This window comes from Streptomyces sp. NPDC097107 (genome assembly GCF_044762405.1).
Taxonomy (GTDB): Bacteria; Actinomycetota; Actinomycetes; order Streptomycetales; family Streptomycetaceae; genus Streptomyces; species Streptomyces thinghirensis.
This window is the reverse complement of record NZ_JBIWEF010000022.1, coordinates 23,055-44,053: the sequence shown is the minus strand read 5'-3', so window position 1 is coordinate 44,053 and position 20,999 is coordinate 23,055. Positions and strand designations below refer to the sequence as shown.

At 70.5% G+C, this 20,999-nt stretch carries 12 protein-coding genes and 1 CRISPR repeat array (1 of these 13 only partly in view); of the genes, 3 read left to right on the top strand and 9 right to left on the bottom strand.

Features of this window, described 5'->3' with window-relative positions; translation table 11 throughout:
- A CRISPR array of direct repeats spans window positions 1-48; the repeat unit is 24 nt (it extends 391 nt beyond the left edge of the window).
- 19 nt (window positions 49-67) lie between these two features.
- From fxlM to ACIQ1J_RS33770, 7 genes are all read right to left on the bottom strand, one after another.
- Complete coding sequence (gene fxlM / locus ACIQ1J_RS33800; protein WP_403562970.1) at window positions 68-1,273, bottom strand: methyltransferase, FxLD system; 1,206 nt, start codon at window positions 1,271-1,273, stop codon at window positions 68-70.
- Window positions 1,274-1,283: 10 nt separating this feature from the next.
- Window positions 1,284-2,426 carry a lanthionine synthetase C family protein gene (locus ACIQ1J_RS33795; RefSeq protein ID WP_403562968.1) on the bottom strand — a complete coding sequence of 381 codons (1,143 nt, stop codon included), beginning with the start codon at window positions 2,424-2,426 and terminating at the stop codon, window positions 1,284-1,286.
- Window positions 2,423-5,437 (bottom strand): lantibiotic dehydratase, encoded by a 3,015-nt coding sequence (locus tag ACIQ1J_RS33790; protein ID WP_403562966.1) that lies wholly within the window; start codon window positions 5,435-5,437, stop codon window positions 2,423-2,425. The genes ACIQ1J_RS33795 and ACIQ1J_RS33790 overlap by 4 nt, the downstream gene beginning before the upstream one ends.
- Before the next feature lie 70 nt (window positions 5,438-5,507).
- The gene (locus ACIQ1J_RS33785; RefSeq protein WP_403562964.1) at window positions 5,508-5,684 is read right to left on the bottom strand and encodes an FxLD family lantipeptide; all 177 of its coding nucleotides are present in this window, start codon (window positions 5,682-5,684) and stop codon (window positions 5,508-5,510) included.
- Between the two features lie 185 nt (window positions 5,685-5,869).
- Window positions 5,870-6,508 carry a hypothetical protein gene (locus ACIQ1J_RS33780; protein ID WP_403562962.1) on the bottom strand — a complete coding sequence of 213 codons (639 nt, stop codon included), beginning with the start codon at window positions 6,506-6,508 and terminating at the stop codon, window positions 5,870-5,872.
- The gene (locus ACIQ1J_RS33775) at window positions 6,505-7,308 is read right to left on the bottom strand and encodes an ATP-binding protein (protein WP_403562960.1); all 804 of its coding nucleotides are present in this window, start codon (window positions 7,306-7,308) and stop codon (window positions 6,505-6,507) included. Before ACIQ1J_RS33775 ends, ACIQ1J_RS33780 begins: the two co-directional genes overlap by 4 nt.
- A 257-nt stretch (window positions 7,309-7,565) precedes the next feature.
- Window positions 7,566-8,762 carry a helix-turn-helix domain-containing protein gene (locus ACIQ1J_RS33770; protein WP_403562958.1) on the bottom strand — a complete coding sequence of 399 codons (1,197 nt, stop codon included), beginning with the start codon at window positions 8,760-8,762 and terminating at the stop codon, window positions 7,566-7,568.
- A gap of 919 nt (window positions 8,763-9,681) precedes the next feature.
- Between ACIQ1J_RS33770 and ACIQ1J_RS33765 the strand changes: the two genes are divergently transcribed.
- On the top strand, window positions 9,682-14,370 hold the full coding sequence (locus ACIQ1J_RS33765) for an RHS repeat-associated core domain-containing protein (protein ID WP_403562956.1): 4,689 nt from the start codon (window positions 9,682-9,684) through the stop codon (window positions 14,368-14,370).
- A gap of 31 nt (window positions 14,371-14,401) precedes the next feature.
- Complete coding sequence (locus ACIQ1J_RS33760; protein ID WP_403562954.1) at window positions 14,402-15,133, top strand: hypothetical protein; 732 nt, start codon at window positions 14,402-14,404, stop codon at window positions 15,131-15,133.
- Window positions 15,134-15,620: 487 nt separating this feature from the next.
- Here the strand turns inward: ACIQ1J_RS33760 and ACIQ1J_RS33755 are convergent, their stop codons facing one another.
- Together ACIQ1J_RS33755 and ACIQ1J_RS33750 are read right to left on the bottom strand one after the other, a co-directional pair.
- Window positions 15,621-16,007, bottom strand: coding sequence for a toxin Doc (locus ACIQ1J_RS33755; protein ID WP_403562952.1), 387 nt, complete (start codon window positions 16,005-16,007; stop codon window positions 15,621-15,623).
- Window positions 16,008-16,010: 3 nt separating this feature from the next.
- The gene (locus ACIQ1J_RS33750; RefSeq protein WP_376675340.1) at window positions 16,011-16,250 is read right to left on the bottom strand and encodes an antitoxin MazE7; all 240 of its coding nucleotides are present in this window, start codon (window positions 16,248-16,250) and stop codon (window positions 16,011-16,013) included.
- Window positions 16,251-17,226: 976 nt separating this feature from the next.
- On the opposite strand from ACIQ1J_RS33750, the gene ACIQ1J_RS33745 reads away from it, so the two are divergent.
- On the top strand, window positions 17,227-20,871 hold the full coding sequence (locus tag ACIQ1J_RS33745) for a LamG domain-containing protein (protein WP_403562950.1): 3,645 nt from the start codon (window positions 17,227-17,229) through the stop codon (window positions 20,869-20,871).
- Window positions 20,872-20,999: the final 128 nt, after the last annotated feature.

Sequence of the window (20,999 nt, the reverse complement as noted above, 5' to 3'; positions counted from 1 at the left end):
CTCCCGCTCGGCGGCCCACTCCGGCGGCGTCCCCGGCCGTGCGGGTGACGACGCCGCCAGGACCGGCTCAGTAGGTGAGCATGATGCGGCTCTCCGGCTTGCTGATCTCGTGGCCCGGTCCCGCAGCCGGCGAGCTCTTCGCCGGGGTGATGGTCAGGCGGGGCACGGCTGTCCGTGCCTTGCCCCAGGTCTCGATGTGCGCGATGAGGTCCTGGGCGAGGGCTTGCGCGCGCGGACCGTACGCGGCCGCGCCGAGGCGGAACGGCCGCTGAGGCTCGATGCCTTCGCGACGGACGATCAGGTAGGCGAGGGAGCCGCCGTCGGCGAGGAGCGGGCTTCGGCTGGGGACGGCCGGCCTGATGATCGGCTCCTGGGCCAGTGCGTCAGGCGTGACCTCGAGACGGCACACGCGGTCGTCGCCGGCGGTGGCGCGCAGCCACACCCCGTCGAACGATTCCTTTCCGCCGACACGCTGCTCGGACAGCGCTTCGATGCCCTGCGCGTCGCGCAGACTGCCACTGAGCGCGTCGACGTCCACGGCCTGGTCAGCGTCGTAGTGGACCCGGATCGTGGCGTCCGCGTCGAGGGCCGCCGTCCTTTCACCGTCCTGCCCGATGATCGGGACGAAGCCGCACAGCGCCATGTCGTCGGAGACGAGCGTGTCGCTTCGCCGGGTCAGGGCCACGGACCGGGTCTGGCCCCGCCAGCGCAACGGGAGGACGAGGCGCCCGCCCTCGCGGAGCTGGTCCCACCACGCCGCAGGCACGTCCCACAGGCCGACGGCGGCCAGAATGCGGTCGTAGGGGGCGTTCTCCGGTGCGCCGGTCAGTCCGTCGCGTTCGATGACGTGTACGTGCTCGTACCCGGCGCGGTCGAGCATGGTGCGTGCGTGCAGGGCCACGTCGGAGTCGATGTCGATGCTGGTGACCCGTCCCGGAGCACCTGTGAGCTCTGCGAGCAGTGCGGCGTTGTAGCCGGTTCCGGCGCCGATCTCGAGGATGTTGTCACCGCGCTGGACGCCGAGCTGGACGAGCATCGTCGCGACGACGGACGGAACCGACGCGCAGGACAGGGCCAGTGGCCCGTTCGGGTTGTCCTTGATGGTCACGGCCTGGTCGGCGTAGGCGGTCCTGAGGTCGACACCGGGGATGAACGTCTCGCGGCCCACGGTGCGCAGGGCGCGTTCGACGTCGGGGGTCAGGCTCACGGTGTGCAGGATCATCTGGTCGACGAGGTTGTCGCGGAGCTCGCCGGCGGTCGGTGTCTGGTTCACGGTGGACCTTTCAGTTCAGGAGGAGACAGGTTTCCCACCCCGGCTGAACGGGGCGGGGAGCGCTGAGGGTGTGCAGGGTGAGGAGGACGCCGGCGCTGCCGGTGAGCAGGCCGACGTTCTTGGGTGTCGCGTGCCGCGCCAGATGCGTGCCGAGCCGCGCGCGGAGCCTCGGCAACCGGCGTGCGATGCCGTCGGACATGGCGTCGGCGGCGACACGGTCGCAGGTCAGCAGCAACCCGGCCCAGCCGTGGCAGACGGTGGCCTCGTCGAGCCGGTCGAGTTGCCGGGGGTCGGTGACGGAGTCGAGGACGGCGTGCTCGGCGGTCTCGCGTGCCAGGTCGTCGTGGCGGTCGAGCGCGGCCAGTTGCAGGGCCCGGCCGATGCCGGGCGTGCCGTAACACCACGACGGACGCGACGGCGGCAGGCCGGCGACAGGCCCCTGAAGGAAGGTGTCCAGCGGGAGCAGGTCGGGCCATCCGACGGCCCCGCCGTCACGTGGTCGGGCCCACTGGACGAGGAAGGCGATCCCCTCGTCGAGGGCACGCTGTTGGCCGTCGACGGTGTGCCCGGCCCGGCCTGCGAGAGCGAGGAGCGCGAGCGGGCCCGCCATGCCGTGCGCCAGGCCGAAGTTCGCGTGTCCGGCGCCGAACGGGCCGTCCTCGAGAACCCCGCTGGGCGCGTCGGCCGCCCACCATCCGGGAACTTGGTGACCGGCAGCGGTGACGGGTTCGGTGAGCAGCCGTACGAGGTAGTCCAGGACCTGCTGGAGGGCCGCGTCCTGTCCGGAACGCAGCAGGTACACGCCGAGTCCGGTCACTCCGCTGATCAGGTCGTACTCGGCCATGCGGGCGGGACGGCCGCGGTCCATGCGCCGCTGCCCGGCATCCACGCGGGCGGTGGCGATCGCGGCCGTCTCGTCGTCCAGCTCGGCGAGCGTCCGCGCATAGGCGGGGTGCCCGGCGACGCGCAGGGCGTAGCCGACAGCGGGCACCCCTCGGTACAGGCCCGCCTCGTCGGGATGGCCGGTCAGAGGCAGCGCGGTGACCGCCTGTGCCGCCGCGTGGGCCGCGCTCCAGTCGCCACGGGCGCGGGCGACAACCATCTCGTGCAGGGCGATGCCGGCCAGACCGTCGCCCAGGTCGTCGTGGATCACGCTTCCCCCTGTGGCGTCAGAGACCGGCAGGCCTGACGGGCAGCATGACGGCAGGCGGCTTCGCTGACACGGTCGGGGCCCGTCATCCGGTTGTGGTGCATGTGCAGCAGCGACTCGAGCACCTGCTCGGTGCGTCGGCCGTCGACGTGGGCCCGGTAGGCGCCCAGTGCGGCCCGGCGCTGTGCCAGGGCCGCCGCCAGCCGTGGGGAGGCGGTCAGCAGCGGATGGGACCGCACGTGGCGGACGGCGGGCCGGGTGGTGACTTCGGGGTGCCCCTCGGGCCGCGGTGCCGGGGCGACGGCCATCCACGTCCGGCCTTCGCGGGTCCCGAGGAAGCCCTCCGCCATGTCGATCATGCCGAGGGCGCACCGCACTTCCGTGGCGAGTGAGGGAACGTCGGTGAGTGCGTAGCGTGCCACGAGGCTGTCCGCGACGAACACGGCTTCGGCGGCGGCCATCGCGGGGCCGGTGCCGTAGCGGCCGGTCTCCGGCCGGTAGCCGTCGATGACGAGGTGGGAGGCGAGCCGGTCGGCGGTAAGCCGCCCGGTCCACGCGGCCACCGCCTGCAGGGTGCCGGCGTGTCCCGCACCGCCGTCGGCGGGGACACGGATGCGCAGGTGACCCGTCTCGTGCAGTGAGCGGTACCGCGCGAACCACACGTCGGCGGTCCCGAGGTCCTCGAGCAGAGCGGGCAGCCTCCCGGTGAGGATCTCGTCCATCGCCGTCGGATGGGTGAACACCTTCGCCTGCAGCCATCGTGTGCTCGTGTCCCCGGGGTGGTGCAGGCGCGTGTTCTTCAGCAGCGGCGCTCCCGCCAGGTCCGGGTGCGGCACCTGGGGACCGGTGACGGCCAGGGGCATCGTGATCTCGTGCGCGTGCCCGATCCACCCCAGGTCGCCGTCGTCGACGGTCTCGGTGAGAACGGCGTGCTCGTGGGCCTGGAGGTACCGGTGGATCAGGCGCGCGTGGAGCGGCTCGGCCAGATCGAGGCTCATGGAGCGGTCGCCGTCGTGGAGTTCGAGACGAGGCGGGCAGCGCCAGGCGGAGGTCCAGCCGGTCAGCGCGTCGTGCCACGCGGAGGTGAACGGGCCGGAGGGCAGAGAGGCAGCGGGCAGGGTCCACCGCGCCGGGGACAGGATCGTACGGCGGTGGCGGACCCGGGGAAGGAACGGCAGCGCGGCGGCGGCCGGGCCCCAGTCGAACGCGGTCCAGGCGGTGGCGAAGCCGCGTCCGAGCATGGCCAGGAACCGTGCCATGGGAGGGGCCTGCTTCTCGAGCGCGAGAGGGTGCAGGACGACGGGCTCGACGACGCGCCGCCGGGAGACGCTGACCAGATGCAGGCGTCTGCCGGTGGAGACGACCGCCAGGTCGTCCAGGCCGATGACGTTGTCGGCCGGCTCACGGTGCTCGCCGACGCTGAGGATGTGGGGCAGCAGAGCGGGGACGCGGGCGACGTTCTCCGCGTGCGGGAAGTCGGGTGCGAAGGAGAGCTGTGCGGGCAGAGCTCCCTGAGTCATGGTGGGCAGTGTCCGGTACGGGTCCGACAGCCGGGGCCCCAGTACGGCGGTGAAGCGTCCGGAGAGGACGCCGGCCGTCCAGGCCGGGCGCACGTCCAGCAGGAAGTCGCCCCGGTCCACCGCCTCTTGACTGGCGGCCCGGACGCGCAACCCCATCTCGACATGGGGCGCCACCGGTCCTGTCGTCCCGGCGTCGGCGGCGAGGTCTTCGAGGTCCTCCAGGTCCTCGATGTCCGCCTCCGTGAGCACGACCTCGTGGGTGCCGTCCATGACCGCCTGTGCCGCCTTCGCGGCGAGCTTCTCGTCACGGGGCAGCACCGCGGTCGGTGTCCGGGACCACTGCGACAGGGGGTAGTCGGCGGGGAAACCGATACCCGCGGCCAGGTCCACGGCGTCGCGGACAGGGACCAGGACCCCGGCGCCGTACCGCTCCCAGAACTGCGTGGCGTACGCCGCCCACACCGGGGCCGGGCCGCGCGTGCGGGTCAGGCGCAGGAGCGCGTGTGCCGCCTTCTCCGCCTCGTCCAGAACATGCGCCGGGACGCGTACGCGGGCGTCGAGCCCCAGGTCGAGACCGACGCGGCTCCGGCTCTCCGCGGCGGCGAACCGCATCCGGTCGTCGGCCGTCTCGCGCAGCTTGTGGGCGTCGGGGCCCGACGCGCGGTTGTGCGCGGCGAGGAGCCGGCGGACTTCTCGGAGGTGGGCGAGGACGTTCTGGGTCTCCGGCTCGAGCTCCGCCAGATGAGGTGTGAGGACGCGCAGGATGTGCCCCATGGGGTCGTCCACGGTCATGGGAGCGGCGAGGCTGCTGGTCAGGTACCCGTCGGTGAGGGCCTGAACGGTCAGCCGCCGGGCCTGCTCCGGAGTGCCGCCTGCTTCGGTCAGCCGACGCAGGAGCTCGCGGCCGGACGCCGGTGTCGTGGCCGCCCGCAGGAGGACGGACACGGGCCGGGTGATGCCGGCGCCGGCGATGCGGCCGCCCGAGCGGGGCGTGTTGACGGTGCCGCCACGGCGGAAGGCCAAGGAGCTGATGCCGAGGGTCAGGTGCGGCAGTACGTCGGCCCGGCGCTGCAGGCCCCTGCGCACCTGGTCGACCCACAGCGTGTCAGGACGGGCGACAGGCCGATGGTCCGGGCCGATCGTGGCAGACGTGGGCCCCACCCCGGCGAGGGCAACGCCTGCGAACAGGCCGAACGGTGTCGGCCGTCCCGTGGCCCGCAGTACGTACCCGGCGACCGAGCAAGTGGCCTTGCAGATCTTCTTCGGCGGAACGTCGTCGCCGTTCAGGATCCGTTCGACCTGGTCGGCCAGGCGTGGGGAGGCGGCGCGCAGCGGCACGACGAGCGTGCCGTCGGCCCAGATGCGGGCGAGCCATTGGCGGCATGCGTCGGCCGAGTCGAAGGCGGGCCAGCTCGAGGGGCGAGCCTTGGCCGGCGCCGTGGCGGCACGCAGGACGAGCACGCCTTCGTGCCGCCGGTAGATCGGTCGGGTCACGGGATCCTCCGTCCGTGATCGCTGGTGCGGGCGGCGCACGCTGCCCCGCCCGCACCAGCGGACTGCCGGGTCAGCTCGACGTGCAGGACGAGGCGCAACTCGGGGCGCACCCGTCGTTGGTGCCGCAGGCCTCGACGATCGGGGTCGGGGTCCGCGTGATAGTGGTGTCCAGCACCCACTCGTCGGAGAGCGGGACCTTGAGCGTGCCGGTCGTGTCGGTAGTGAGTGGCGTAGTGGCAGTGGTCATGGCTGAGCTCCTTGAAGAGTCGGCCGCCCGTGGAGGGGGCGGGGGAGTCCGCGGGACCCCCGTTGTGCGCTGCCGATGACACGTGCAGCGCACAACGCGGGCACCGCGCGCGGGCCTGTCCGGTGACTGTCCGACGGACCAGTCGGGCCACCGGGCCACCGGGCCGCCGGGCCGCCGGAGAGGGGTCAGGGTGCGGGGGCGAGGAAGGCGGACACGGTGGTGCGGCGCAGTTCGCGCACGGCCTGACGGGCGATGACGAACGGTGTCTCGGGGGAGTCGTGGCGGACCAGAGCGTCGGAGTCCGGGGGACCAGGGGCGCCAGGGCGGGGGTGGAGCGTCCCGCGGACGCCGATCAGCTCGGCCTCGCGCACCCGGAGCCGCACATGCCCTTTGCGCAGGCGCGGGCACAGCATCGGCGCGGCCTCGGCGCAGGGTTCGCACATGGGCGGAGTCACGGAGCGCACGTCCTCCCAGGGCCCGTCCACGATGCCGTCGAGGAGCGGCAGGACCCACAGCATGCCGCGGTCGTCACGGGCGGCCGGTTTCCCGCAGCCCGCGCACAGGAGGCCCTCCATCGCGATCCGCTGCCGGCCGGGGTGCAGCTCGGCCGCATACTCGGGCCGCCCGGTTGCCGTGCCGGCGCACAGAGCCCACAGCACGCCGTCCAGGTCACGCGCGTGAGCGTCCAGGGCGGGGTCGGCGTAGGCGACACCGGACGCGGTGACCGTCACGGACGCGGCAAGAACGCTTTCGCCCGTCCACGGCGTCACATACGGCGCCATCGGCCTGCCCGCGGCGTTCCCCGGCGCGTCGGCCGCGGTCACAGGGGCACCCGGCCGGCGTTCATCGTGGCGCGTACCGTCTTGCCCGCGCTGTCGGAGGCGATGAACCAGGAGAGCCGGGCTCCGAGCTGCCGGGCGTTCCACAGGCTGCGCCCCACGGCGCCGTCCACGGCATCGGTGAAGTCCGGGAACGTCGGGTCGGGGTCCGTGACGTCGATGAGCAGTTCGTGGGCCTCGGTGACACTGAGCCGGACGGAGAGTCCCTGCCCGGTCTCACCGGCGGCGGCCGAGCCGTGTTCGGCCACGTTGTCGACGAGGCAGCCGAGAACGTCGGTCGCGGCGTGGACGTTCCCGGGCCAGTTCAGCACCGTGAGCCGGGTCCGGCCGGAGATGCGGGCGATCGTCGAGGCGCTGGAGTCCGGGGGCAGGTCGAGCTGTACCTCGCGCAAGACCGGCGCGGTCGCCGCGATGGGGTCCGTCTCACAGGGCCCGTCGGTCAGGGGGACGGTGCACCAGGTCGTCGTGCCGTCCGCGCTGACGCCCCACGCGCCGGCGAGCGCCTCGACAAGGAGCAACCCGCGCCCGTTCTCGTCGTCGGGACCGGCGCAGCGCGGCACGGGGACGAGAGGGGAGCCGTCGTTCACCTCGATCACGAGGTGGTCGTCCTGGAGCTGCACCCGGACACCGATGTCCGGGCCGTGTGCGTGGCGCAGGGCGTTGGTCGCGAGTTCCGTGAGCAGCAGTTCCGCCGTCTCCACCAGGTCGGGGCGTCGCCAGTGGGTGAGACTCGCGCGGACGAGCCGACGCAGTCGTCGCGGCCAGGCGGCGTCCGCCTCCGCCATGCCGCCGCCACCGTCAGAGGCGGGGCGGCGCGCGAGGGAGACCTCGAGCCATGGCGGGGGGCCTGCGTGGCTTCTCGGTCCATCGGCGGGGGCGGGGGCGCGTCGACGGTTGTGCCCCTGTTCCGCAAGGTTCGTCGTCATGGTCGGCTCCATGTCGCAATCGGCCAGTGACGACATGGTGCTGACACAACAAGGCCCCAACTATCACGAGTTGGTGATAGCCGGGGCCAATGGTTGACCGTACGTGACGCCGTTGATCAGTGTGCTGCCGTGGAGCCGAGCCAGGAGCCGTACGACAGGAAGCTCTCCGGCAGACGACGGTGCGCGGCCTCCAGGCCGGCGTACGTCTCCCGCACCGTCGGGTGGTACTTGGCCTGCTGCGGGGCTGCCTTGCGGGCCCGCAGCAGACTCTGGAACGACGCATCGAGCTTCCCGGTCCACATCTGGGCGCGGGCGACCTCGGCGAAGTGGTGGCTGGTCCTCGACTTCGGCCAGTCCTGGGGGATGGTCAGACCGTCCGTGGCGTCGACGGCCTTGCCGTACTCGTCCAGCTCGGCCAGGACGGACACGCGGTGTACCTTCACATTGGTCGGCCCGAAGGCGAGCCAGTGCACCTTGACGGACTCGCCGGTCCCGTCGGCGATCCGCTTGGCCTCACCCAGGTGGGTGAGGGCCTGGTCCCGGTTGTGTGCCCGGCCGGCCATCACCGCCCCACCGAGGTGCAACTGCCCAGTGACGACCCTGCGTTCACGGGTGGTCTCCGCCTGCTCGAGCGTGGACAGTCCGAGCGTGACGAGGCGCTGGCCCGTGCGGTACTTGCCCTCACGCAGGTACGTCAGCGCACGGAGGTACTGGTACATGCCGCCGAGGACGGCGTCGGAGCCGCGTTGAGCGGCCCAGTCCATGCGGGCCAGGGAGAGCTGGGCCAGGTCGGGGAAGCCGAGCTTGGCCGCGACGTCGTACGCCGTCCGGTAGAACGACGCGAGCGTCAGCCAGCCCTCGGTGGTGCCGTTCGCGTGAGCCGCGGTCGTGGCCTCCTCGATGAGGCCGGCGACGTTGCCGGCGGTCTGCTTGATCTCTCCGGCGCGGACGGCCGCGCACAGCTTCTCCGCCTCGTCCCGCAACTCCTCGGGACGCCGGGGCCGGATGTCGGGGTCGGGGCCGAGGTCGTAGACGTCCAGGGCCTCCCGGATGGGCCTTATCAGGACGTCGAGTTCGTCGGCGCGCAGGTCGCTCGCGTAGGGCTGACCGACGATCGTGGCGACCTCCACGCGCAGCGCTCGGGCGCACGCGCCGATCACATGTGGGGTGGCGGGGAGGATGCCCTGTTCGGTCTTCGTCAACGTGCTGTACGGCACGTTCGACAGGTCGGCGAGGGCCCTCTGGGTGAGGTGTCGTTCCCGGCGCAGACGCGCGATCCGCATCCCGGTGTGGTCTTCAGGCAGAGCGTGCATACTGGCTCCTGTTCTGCTTCGACACCAGAACAGTACCCGCGCTCGGCTCCGCGGGGCACGGACGGACCCCGCTCCTCCCCCGTGGGGCGGGGTTCTTCGTCGCCGGTCGGTTCTCTGTCAGCCCCGCCCACCTTCTCCGGGCCGGGGCGGGGCACCACCCGGCACCGCCGGGAACGGATCGTGCTCGGCGGCTTCAACGGGCCCCACGTACACGACTTCCGGGACGGGGAGTCCTCAGCGTCGTCCACTTGTCGACGTCGACGTCCGCGGCGGGCCGCGCCGGCGAGCCTTTGCGGACCCTCTTGGTGGTGCGGTGCGACAACCGTGTACGGGCTCCACGCAGGGCGCGTTCATGCCGTACCGGTCGCGGTGACGTTCCGCAGGAGGCTGGTCGGTCAATCCTGCTTGCCTCTGGAGTCAATCGCCGCCGGATGTCTCATTTGCCGGAATCATTGAAAGTCATTGGAAGCACGCCTCTGCAACCGTAAGCTCGCAGATCAAGCAGTCTTCTCCCCGCACCCGCGGGGATGGCCCCTGTGGGGCCCGCCCTCGGACGAGACCCTAGTCCTGCTCCCCGCACCCGCGGGGATGGTCCCATGACCGGCCGGTGGGCCCAGCGGACCGCCGCTTGCTCCCCGCACCCGCAGGGATGGCGAACCAGTCTCCGTCTGTAGACCCACAGCGACCACGGCACACCCCACCCGCACCGGACTGATCCACCGTCACCCCGGCTCCCAAGTATTCGGCCACGCCTGCCCGCACGACACCGCCATGCTGATCGGCCCTTCCGGACATGGCCTCTGCGAGGCGGTGGCTCCGGATGCGAGGAGCCCCTTCTCCTCGAACTTCTGTGCCTAGTAAGTTCACGTGTGCACATGAGTTGTTGATGTCACCGGCAGGTTTCGACGGGGGTTGCGTGATGGTGGGCCACAGGCCGACGGATTGGCATGTCCTGGACCTGGACAAGGACCCGACCCCCGGCGACCCGCAACGGGTACGCACGCTCGCCAAGACCCTGCACGACTTCGCGGACGACGTGTCGGACGCGTTGCGTCTGGTGAAGGGCATGGCGGGGGAGTCCACGCTCGCGGAGTGGGCGGGCAAGTCGGCCACCGTCTTCAAGGAGGAGTTCTCGGGCGTACCGAAGAACCTGAAGAAGCTCGAGAAGTCCTACGGCATGTGCGGCGACGCCCTCGCCGACTTCTGGCCGAAGCTGGAGCGGGCGCAGGCCCTGGCGGACAAGGCCCTGGTGAAGGCGCGGGAGGCCCGCGAGGACCTGTCGTCGGCGCAGTCGAAACTGTCCTCGGCCGATTCCTGGGTGACGCGGGCGTCGAAGGAGGCCGACAAGTACAAGGACGACCCGACCGGCGGCAAGTCGGACGCCGACAAGCCGGACGAGGCCAAGGTCCGCGCCGCCACCCGTGACGTCCAGCACGCCGAGACCGCGCAGACCAAAGCCCAGTCGGCCGTCGACTCCGCACAGAGCGCGCTGGACGCGGCGAAGAAGATGGCCGCGGACGCGCGCAAGATGCGCGAGGACGCCGCCCGCGACGCCAAGAACAAGATCGACGAGGCGTCCGACGCCGGTATTCAGAACCGGTCGTGGTGGGAGGACATCGGCGACTGGTTCACTGACAACTGGGACTCGATCGTCGCGGTCTGCAAGGTCGTCGTCGCGGTCGTCGGCATCGTCGCGATGATCATCGGCGGGCCGATCCTCGCCGCGATCGTCGTCGTGGCCGCACTGGTCGTCCTTGCAGACACCCTCAACAAATATCGCAAAGGACAGGCGTCCCTGTGGGACGTGGGGTTGGCGGCCCTGGACTGCATACCCGGAGTCAAGGGCCTCACCTCCCTCGGCGCCATCGCCAAGGGCATGAAGGGGATGGCCACCGCCGTGCGGGGCGGCCTGAAGACGTTGCGCTCGGGCGCCAAGGATCTTCTCGCGAAAGCCAAGCCCTACAAGGGCCGGTGCCGGGGCGGCGACCCGATCGACATGGTGTCCGGCGAGATGCTCATGGAACAGATGGACCTGGAACTCGGCGGGCTCCTGCCGCTGATCATCCGGCGTACCCACGTCTCCACCTACCGCTGGGGACGCTGCTTCGGGGCGAGTTGGGCCTCGACACTGGACCAGCGCCTGGAGATAGACGATCAGGGGGTGGTGTTCGCCACCGAGGACGGCATGCTCCTTGCCTATCCGATTCCGGGGCCCCGCACCGCGACCCTGCCTCTGGAGGGACCTCGCCGCCCTCTGACATGGAACGGTGACGACGCAGGCACGATCACCGTCCACGACGACGAGACCGGACGGACGCACCACTTCACTCCCGGCACACGGCCCGACGCTGACGCCCCCGCCTACACCCTGCCCCTCACCGCGATCACCGACCGTAACGGGCACCGCATCGACTTCCTCTACGACGAGGCGGGCCACCTCGCCGAAATGCGCCACTCGGGCGGATACCGGGTGGCCATCGCCACAGAACAGGGCCGGGTCACGTCCCTGAGCGTTCTCAGTGCCCCAGAAGACGGCTACGGCGCGGAAGCCCACTCACCGTGGGCGGTGGTGCGACGCTACGGCTACGACGCGGAGGGTGATCTCCGCACCGTCTCCGACGGGCAGGGACGGGACTTCCAGCTCACCTACGACGCCGAGTCCCGCATCACCAGCTGGACCGACCGCAACGGCGGCTGGTACCGCTACACCTACGACGAGCGGCACCGGGTCACGGCCGGCAGGGGAGCGGACGGCTTCCTGGACTGCTCCCTCACCTACGACGACGCGGCGCGCGTCAACACGTACCGAAACTCCCTGGGCCGGGCCACCACTTACCGGTTCGACGAGCGTCTGCAACTCGTCCAGGTCACCGATCCCCTTGGGGCCTCGACCCGCCGGGAGTGGGACGAGAACGGCCGCCTGGTCTCCTGGACCGACCCGCTGGGCCGCTCCACTCGCCAGGTCTTCGACGCGGCCGGTCACCTGGTCGAGGTGGTCAGGCCCGACCTCAGCTCGATCCGGGCCGAGTACGACGAGGCAGGCCGCACCCGCCGGCTCACGGACCCCGACGGGTCGTTCTGGAGCTACACCTACGACGAGCGAGGCAATCGCCTGTCCGTCACCGACCCGTCCGGCGCGACCACCCGCTACGGCTATGACGCCATGGGGCGGCCCGTCTCGGTCACCGACGCGCTCGGCCACACCCGGCACATCCAGACCGACCCGGCCGGCCTGCCGCTGGCCCTCACCGACCCGGAGGGCCGGACGACCAGAGCGCGGTGCGACTCCTTCGGACGCGTGACCGCGGTGACCGACGCCGCCGGCGCCACCGACCGATTCGGCTGGACCGTCGAAGGACTGGCCTCGTGGCGCACCTTCCCGGACGGCGCGACGGAGGCCTGGAGCTGGGACGGCGAAGGCAACCTCGCCTCCCACACGGCCCGCAACGACGCGGTCACCACGTACGGGTTCACCCACTTCCACCAGCCGACCTCCCGCACCACACCGGACGGCCGCCGCTACACGTTCGCCTACGACACAGAACTGAATCTGACCGGTGTTCACGACCCGGACGGCCGTACTTGGGAGTACGCCTACAACGAGGCCAACCGCCTGATCCGGGAGACGGACTTCAACGGCCGCACGCTCACCTACACCCACGACGCGGCCGGGCAGCGTACGTCGTGGACCAATGGCGCCGGACAGACCACGGACGTGACCGTGGACCTGCTCGGCCGGCCACGCCAGTACCGCACGGCGGACGAGGTCACCACCTACGCGTACGACAGCGCCGGCTCACTGCTCCGCGCGGCCAACCGCGACACCACGGTCGAACGCACCTACGACTCCATGGGCCGCACCCTGACCGAGACGGTCAACGGCCGGACCACCACCTACACCTACGACGCCCTCGGCCGCCGCATCAGCCGACGCACTCCCTCAGGCATCACCTCGACCTGGACCTACGAGGCGACGGGCCACCCGCAGACCTTGAGCGGCGCCGGCAGCCAACTGCGCTTCGACTACGACACCGCCCAGCGTGAGGTCCGCAGGACTCTCGGTACAGCAGCCGTGCTCCACCAGAACTGGGACGGCTCCGGCCGGCTGACCGCGCAGTCGGTGACCACCCCGGGCCGCGGCAGCGGCGACGTGGGCGGTGAGCTGCTCCAGCACCGCACCTACGAGTACGACCTCGACGGAGCGCTCAGGGAGATCGACGAGCTGCTCGGCGAGAGCCGCCGGTTCGACGTGGATCCGGTCGGCCGGTTGACCGCAGTCAGGACCGCCGACCGTGAGGAGAGGTACGGGTACGACCGTGCGGGCAACCTCGTTGCCGCCTCCCCGCACGCAGGCACCGCGGACCCGGAGCCGCGCGAGTTCGACGGAACCAGACTGCACCGTGCCGGACGCACCACCTTCACCTACGACGGCCAGGGACGTCTGATCCGCAAGACCGTCCGTCTCCTCAGTGGGGGACGGCGCACCTCCCACTACGGGTGGAGCCCGGAGGACCGCTTGGTCCGGACCGTCACGCCGGACGGATCCGAGTGGCGCTACACCTACGATCCGGACGGCCGGCGGGTCGGCAAACAGCGCCTCGGCACCGGCGGGGACGTGCTGGAGGAGACGACGTTCAGCTGGGACGGAACGCGCCTCGCCGAACAGATCGAGACCGACGGCATCGTCACCACCTGGGACTACGCGCCGGGTTCCTACCGGCCCGTCGCCCAGACAGTGACCGGCGGCCGGGAACGGCCGGCAGCGGACGCCACCGGCAGCGGAAACGGAAGCGACCCGGGCGACATCGACGCCCGCTTCTACGCCATCGTCACCGACCTCGTCGGAACGCCGACCGAACTCGTCTCACCGGACGGCCGCATCGTCTGGCACCGCAGATTCACGGCCTGGGGCCGACCGGCCGGCGTACCGTCCCCCGCCCCGGAGGCCGACTGCCCCCTGCGCTTCCCCGGCCAGTACGCGGACGCCGAGACCGGCTGGAACTACAACTACTTCCGCTACTACGACCCGGAGACCGCGCGCTACATCAGCGCCGATCCGCTGGGCCTGGCCCCGGACCCGAACGACTACGCCTACGTCACCAACCCGCTCCTCCTCCTCGACCCGCTGGGCCTCATCCGCATCCGCGGCCAGCGCGGCCGGTGGGAGAGCGACCCGAACTCGCCCGCACAGACCCACAACCGTGACAGCGAGTACCCCGGCAGCTATCGCCAGTCCACCCATGACGCCATGGCCGCCGCATGGACCGACGAGGGCATCGCCCAGGGCGGCACACCGATGCGGCCCACCGGACGGCTCGACTCCCAGGGCCGTCAGATCATGGAACGCACTCCCAGGTCCGATCTGACCTGGCGCAACTCAGCGGGCGAGATCATCCCGTTCAACCAGCTCACGTACGAGCACCTGACACCGGTGGTCGATCACTGGAACCAGACGGGCTACCGTTCCGACCGGGCCACCCGCAACGACTTCTACAACCACCCCGACAACATGGAGCCCATGACGAGAAGCGAAAACTCCCGCGGCGGTGCGCTCATGGACGCCACCTACCGCCAGGATGTCCACCCCACCCTCTACTCATGCAGCTAGGGCCCCCGCCCCGAGCACAGGAGCCACCCTCATGAACCCTGAATCCGTCCTCTCCGCCATGCCCGGCGCCGCTCCCGTTCCCGGTCTGGCATCCGCGTGGCGGTGGTCGCCGAACCCGATGTTCACCTTCACCGCCGCACTCTCCACCGACGGCCGGCACAACCTGCAGGTCAACGTACGTGGCCGCTACGACGAGGCGCTCGTCACGGCACTGCTCGCCCACGCGCGCGCCCATGACGACACCTTCGTGGAACAGAGGCGACCCCTGGTGGCCATCGGCGGCTTCCACCACGACGGGACGGAGTTCGACACCGTGGGGGTGGTGACAGCCGAGGTGCACGGCTACCACGCCACCGAGAACCCGGAGCTGTCCGCGGTCACCTACGCCGTCTTCCCCGCCTACGCCAGTGAGATCTCCGGCAGCGAGAACGAGGAAGAGGCCTGGGGCAGGTTCCGCAAAATGCTCCAGCCGAACAAGCTCGACCGTACCGAGGTGCCGTTCGTCAAGATGCGCTACGACAACACCCGTACCCAGAGCATGAGCAAGGGCGACGCCCGCGGCTTCGCTCCCCTGGACACGCTGGTGCGGGAGCTGGAGCTGCTCGACGGCGCTCCCGGCAGCTTCGTCGAGTGGGAGAACCGGCACGGCGCCGTCTGGCGGGTGGACAGCACCGGCGACGGACTCGAGCTGACCCACGACGCAACGCAGGAACCGGTGAGCCCCGGCCAACTGCAGGACGTGGCCCGCACCAGCGTTCAGTAACGCACCCGTCCGTTCTCCGCGGCCCCCGGCATCCGGCAGACCGTGCCGGGGCCTGCGCCGAGGCGTGGGGCCAGGGACTCCGGGCGCCACGGGCACTGGCGAAGAAGAACACCAGAGCATGCGGCGTCAGCGCGGAACGCGCTACAGGCCGGCCAATCTCCCGCGTCCCGAAGCCGGAAACCGCGAAAACCGTCGAAAGCGCGCCCTTACACCCATAAACTCGCAGGCCAGACAGCATGCGCCCCGCACCCGCGGGGATGGTCCCGACGTGAAGGTGCTGGCCACGACGGACGGCGTCTGCTTCCCGCACCCGCGGGGACGGTCCCTTCAAGGGCGACCTTGGCGGCCTGGTCACCGCCTGCTCCCCGTATCCGCGGGGGATGGTCCGTGCCCGCGGCGGAAACACGCCCCGGCTCTCGCCTCTACCCTGGCCTCTGCCTCTGACCACCCGCGGAAAGCCCGGAAGTGGGGGAGGGCGACAGCGAGGTCAGGCCGCCGGCAGGCGCAGTGAGCGCAGGCGTTCGGCGACGGCGAACGAGTCGAGACGCAGGGCGGTGATGTCGGCGATCAGGTCCCGCCAGGCCTCGAACTTGGTGTTCACCCGCTCCCCGTGGATCCCGAGGTAGGCCACGGCCACGCCGAAGCCGTACAACTCGTTACGAGCGGGCAGTGGCCGGAGCAGGACGCATTCTTCCAGCATCACGGCCGCACGCCAGAAGGCGTCCGGGTGGTGCTGGTCGTGCCGGGGCGGGTCGACCTTGTGCCGTGCGGCCAGGGCGACGAAGACGGAGTAGTCGTTGACCGCGAGATCGTCCAGCAGCTCAGCCTGGCGTTCCAGGAACCACCGGTAGTCGACGTAGTACTCGGCAGGCACAGGTCAGGCCGCCCGCGGGGCGGTCCGGGCCGGCGCGGGGCCACCGTACTCAGCGTCGAACGCGGCGGCCGTTTCGGGGTCGCTGGTGACCTGCCGGAAGATCTCCGCGCCGTCGGCCAGCGCGCGCTCGCGCCGCTTCTCCTCGGCGACCTGCGCGAGGTAGGCGTCCAGGGGCAGCCCCGCCGCGTCGGCCAGGGCCCGCAGGGCGTCCGCGGTGGTGTCGTCGATCTCGATGCCAGCCATGCGTCGAGTATGCCGCGCGAGACCACGCCTAGGCCAGCCACCTGGGAAGAACGCCCTGAGCTGCGGGTTTCAGGGCACTTCCGTCAGTTTGATCAACTGGGTACTTCTCGGCGCTCGAGTGCAACGGTGACGGAGAAGGACTGGAGCGGCGAAGTGGCCTCCTGGGCGAAGGTCTGGACGGTCTCCCACCCCCACACGGCCGCACAACACACCGAATTCCGGCCTGCCTTCGTCTTCGTCTTGATGGCCGTGCTGGAGGAGCCCAGCACGGCCATCAAGACGAAGACACCGCCGCCTCGCCCGGGAACACACGCCAAACGTCAGGAAGCCGAACGCGGACCCTGGAGCGTGACCAGCGGTCCGCCGAAGTACCGGCACGGCCCGCCACCGTCTCCGCCGAAGCTTCCAGACGCCACGCAGCCGCCTGCCGGACCAGTATCGGCGGCCCCTGAACACCCACCGGTGCCGATGTGCCCCCTCCCGCCGCCTCAGGTATCCCACTCGCGTCCGTTCCGTAGGCCGTCGGTTCAGCTGGTGTGGCCTGTTGCCGCGCCGCTGGTGGCGCTGGCTGTCGCAGTCGGCCTCTTGGCGGTCGGGATGGTGGTCGCCGGTTCACCAGTGGGCCGGCAACCGGATGACGACGACGGCCCCGCCAGGGCGCTTGTTCGGTCAGCGATCTTGTTGATCTTGGTGTGTCTGTACGGATGTGGAGATGTGATCTTCTTCCGTACAACCCTGAGTAAACGTCGGCTTCTTCACATGACCTTCCGGAACTTGGCGTGTTGATGTCCGTTTCCTGCCCGTTGACCTGGCCTTCTGTTAAGGCGTTAGTTACCCCTGGCTACTTTGTGAATCTTGTAGGTGGGGTGTGGCGGGAATGTGGACCCGATTGCGGGGCGGGCGGAAAGCGCGGCCCGGGCTGAAGGGCCGTGCGGGAGAACCTCGCGGAAGACGTGGTCTCAGCACCGCCGCGGGTATGACCGCGGCGGTGTGCGCGGCGGTGATTGCGACGCTTGTACCTGGTCCGGTGGTCCACGCGGCCGGCGATGAGCCCGCCGCCCCGCCGCTGTCGGAGGGGCAGAAGGCTCTCGAGGCGGCGCGGGAGTCCGGTCGGCGTGTGGAGGTGACCGGGGAGCGCACAGCCCGGACGACGGTGTTCGCCAACCCGGACGGTTCCACGTTCACGCTCGAGGAATCGGCGGTGCCGGTTCGTGTTCCGGCCTCCGGCGGCGGCTGGAAGGCACCCGACCCCACACTGGAGAAGCGGGCGGACGGCACCGTCGCCCCGAAGGGCGCCGCCGTGCAGATGACGTTCTCCGGCGGTGGTGACGCCGGCCCGCTGGCGCGGATCGAGGACGAGGGGCGGTCCCTGGCCCTGGACTGGCCGGGAACGCTTCCTGCCCCACGCCTGGACGGCTCCAGTGCGGTCTACCCGGACGTGCTTCCGGACGTTGACCTGCAGGTCACTGCCACCTCGGAGAGCTTCAAGTACCTCCTCGCGGTGAAGAGCCCGGAGGCGGCGGCGAGCGAGGAACTGGAAAAGCTGACCTTCGCCCTGGATACGGAGAACCTGACAGTCACCAAGGGCGCGGCGGGCAACCTTGCCGCGGTGGACGGCAACGGCACCACGGTGTTCAGGTCTCCGCCGGCCCGGATGTGGGACTCCGCGGGCCAGAACAGCACCGCCGGCACGCAGCCGCAGCTGGTCACGGTGCAGGCGGCTGACAGCCCAGGGGCAGCTCAGGGTCTTCCGTCAGACCCGGCGGAGAGCGCGCCCTCCGGCTCCGGCCTGGAACCGGGACAGGGCGACACGGTGGCCCGCCTGGACGTCGAGGTTGACGAGGACTCCTTGTCGGTCATCCCGGACACCGGCATGCTGACCTCGACCGACGAGGCGGACTTTCCGGTCTTCATCGACCCTCCGGTGAGTTGGGACGAGTCGGAACGAACGCTGCTGCGCAGCGACGGCTACGAGTCGTACGGCTGGGGCAACGGCAGCGACGGGATGGGCAAGGGCGCGGGCAAGTGCGGTTCCTGGGCCGGCTACTACTGCGGCCCCGGCTATGTGCAGAAGCTGTACTTCGAGTTCTCCCCGGCCCAGCTGAAGGGGAAGAAGGTCCTCGACGCCACCTTCCGGGTCACGGAGCCGTGGGCGTTCCAATGCGATCCGCGCTGGGTGGACTTGGTCCGCACCAACAACATCTCGTCCTCCACCACCTGGTCGTCGCGGCCGAAGGAGCTGGACTGGATGGGGGACCGGTGGGTGTCGGCCGGCCGCGGCTCGCTGTGTGATCCGGACTCGCCGGACGCGCCGATCGAGTTCAACGACAACCCCGAGGAAACGAACGAGAACCTCACCTCGACCGTGCGGGATTTCGCCGCGGGCAGGTTCTCCCGGCTGACTCTGGAGATCCGGGCGCACGACGAGTCGGACACCTCGGCGTGGAAGCGGTTCAAGAACGACGCCGTGCTCGCCGTCGACTTCGTCGGGCTGCCGGGCAAGCCCACCGGTGTGGGCTTGCAGGGAGGCGGGACCAGCACGGCCCCGGTCTGTGAAGAGACCGAGAGCGACCCAGCGATCGTGTCGGACCCCACGCCCCTGCTGAAGGCCACCGCGCAGACGGAGTCGGGCGGGGAGAGGGGCGCCCAGCTGCGGGTCTACTTCGACGTCGACGTGCAGAACTCCGACAAGACCTGGACGGACGTCAGCCCGGGCAACGGCTCGCTGAGCCCTTCCACCGGCTACGTCGGCGACGGGCGGGCCCTGTCACTGACCTGGTCGAAACTGGCTGACGGCAAGCTCTACCGCTACCACGCGTGGACCTGGTCGTACTACGGCTCCAACCACTTGAGCAGCGCCGCCTCCAAGGGCTACTGCTACTTCCGAGTCGACTCGATGCCGCCGAAGGCCCCACAGGTCACCATCGCCAGCCCGTACACCGCGTGCACCAGCAGCGCCTGCGTGGCCGGCGGTGGGCCGGGAACCGAGGCCTCCCTCACCTTCAAGCCCGCCACAGGTGATGCAAGCACGGCTTACCAGTACAAACTGTCCTCCAACGCCGCATGGTCGGCCGAGCTGAAGGGCGCGACCGCCACGGCGAAGGTCACACCCTCTCGCGGAGGGCTGTACCGCGTGTACGTGCGGGCCAAGGACAGCCTCGGCTGGGGCGAGCAGTCCGTGACCGACTTCCTCGTGGATTCCGGCGAGGATGCGGTCGGCCGGTACCACTTCAAGGAGACATCCGGGACGGCCGTCGACTCCGCCACTGTCGACGGCCGCGACGATGCGACCCTCCACGGGGAGGCCGCACGCGACGACCGCGGCCGCCGCGGTCTCATCACCCACGATGACCAGGACAACGCGTTCGAGTCCCCGGTCATGGACAGGGGTCTGGCCTTGAACGGGACCACTGGCTACGCCGCCACCAGCACTTCGGTGGTGGACACACGTGCCTCCTACACGGTCTCCGCCTGGGCCATGCTCAAGCCCGGCGAGGCACGCAACCAGACCGTCGTGGGCCAGGACGGCGGCTTCTACAGCGGCTTCTACCTCACCTACCGGGAGGCGGACGAGACGTGGACGCTGAGCACGTCGCCCAAGGACGCCACCGATGGCAACATCAGCGCGCAGAAGGTGACGGCCAAGCAACCGGCCGCACGGGGTGTGTGGACGCATCTTGCGGCCGTGCACGATGCCTCGAAGAAGCAGATCCGCCTGTACGTGAACGGCCGCCTGCAGGGCAGTGACTCGGTGTCCGCGGCATGGGCGGCAGAGGGACCGCTGCAGATCGGCCGAGTGCTGTGGCGTGACGTCTACACCGACTACTTCGCCGGCTCCATCGACGAGGTCACCGTCTGGCAGCAGGCGCTGACCGACGATCTGGTCGCCGACGAGGCCCGGCTGATGAACTCGCCGGACCGCGCGGCGGTGGAACTGGTCGCCGACTGGTCGGCCGAACGCGGCAGCGGGACCAGCGTCCCGGACACCATATCCGGCTACGGCCGGACGCTGACCCTGACGGGGGGTGCGGCCCTGGACGGCGGGGCAATCGTGTTCGACGGTACGAACGACGCGGCCGCGACCTCGGGACCGGTCGTCGACGACACGGGATCATTCACGGTCACCACCCTGACGGCCCTCGACTCGACCAGGCTGGCTGCCAAGCCTGTCGGCTACACCGGCCAGGTCCTGGGCCAGCGTGCCGCCGACGGCTCGGCCTGGGGCATCTGGTTCGAGCGGGGCAAGGACAAGACCGCCTGGGATCCAGAGGAGATGGTGGAGAAGACCGTACCGACGGGCCACTGGCGCTTCGGCCGGCTGAACGCCGACGGTACGTTCAGCGCGGTTTCCTCCACCGAGGAAGCAGTGATGGACAGCAGGGTCCGCCTGACCGGTGTCTTCGACGCCCCGGCGGGAACCATCAGCCTCTATCTGAGCCGCACCGTCAACGGGGACCCGCAGGCATTCACGGCGAAGGCCGGCTCGGGCGACTTCACCCTCGGCAAGGGCTTCTCCAAGGACGCCTGGCAGCACTTCCTGCCCGCCGGCGTGGCCGAGGCACGCGTCTGGGCCGGCGCGATGGCCGGCCCAGAGCAGGTCGGCGAAACCGTGGGCGACTGACGAGGCGAGCGGTGGGGACAGCCGCCTACGCGGCTGTCCCCACCGGACGAAGAGGTGGCAGACCCAGTGGCGGGCTGCGATCGGCGTGCGGAACTTCTTCAAGAATCAGGAACTGGGTGGGGCGAGAA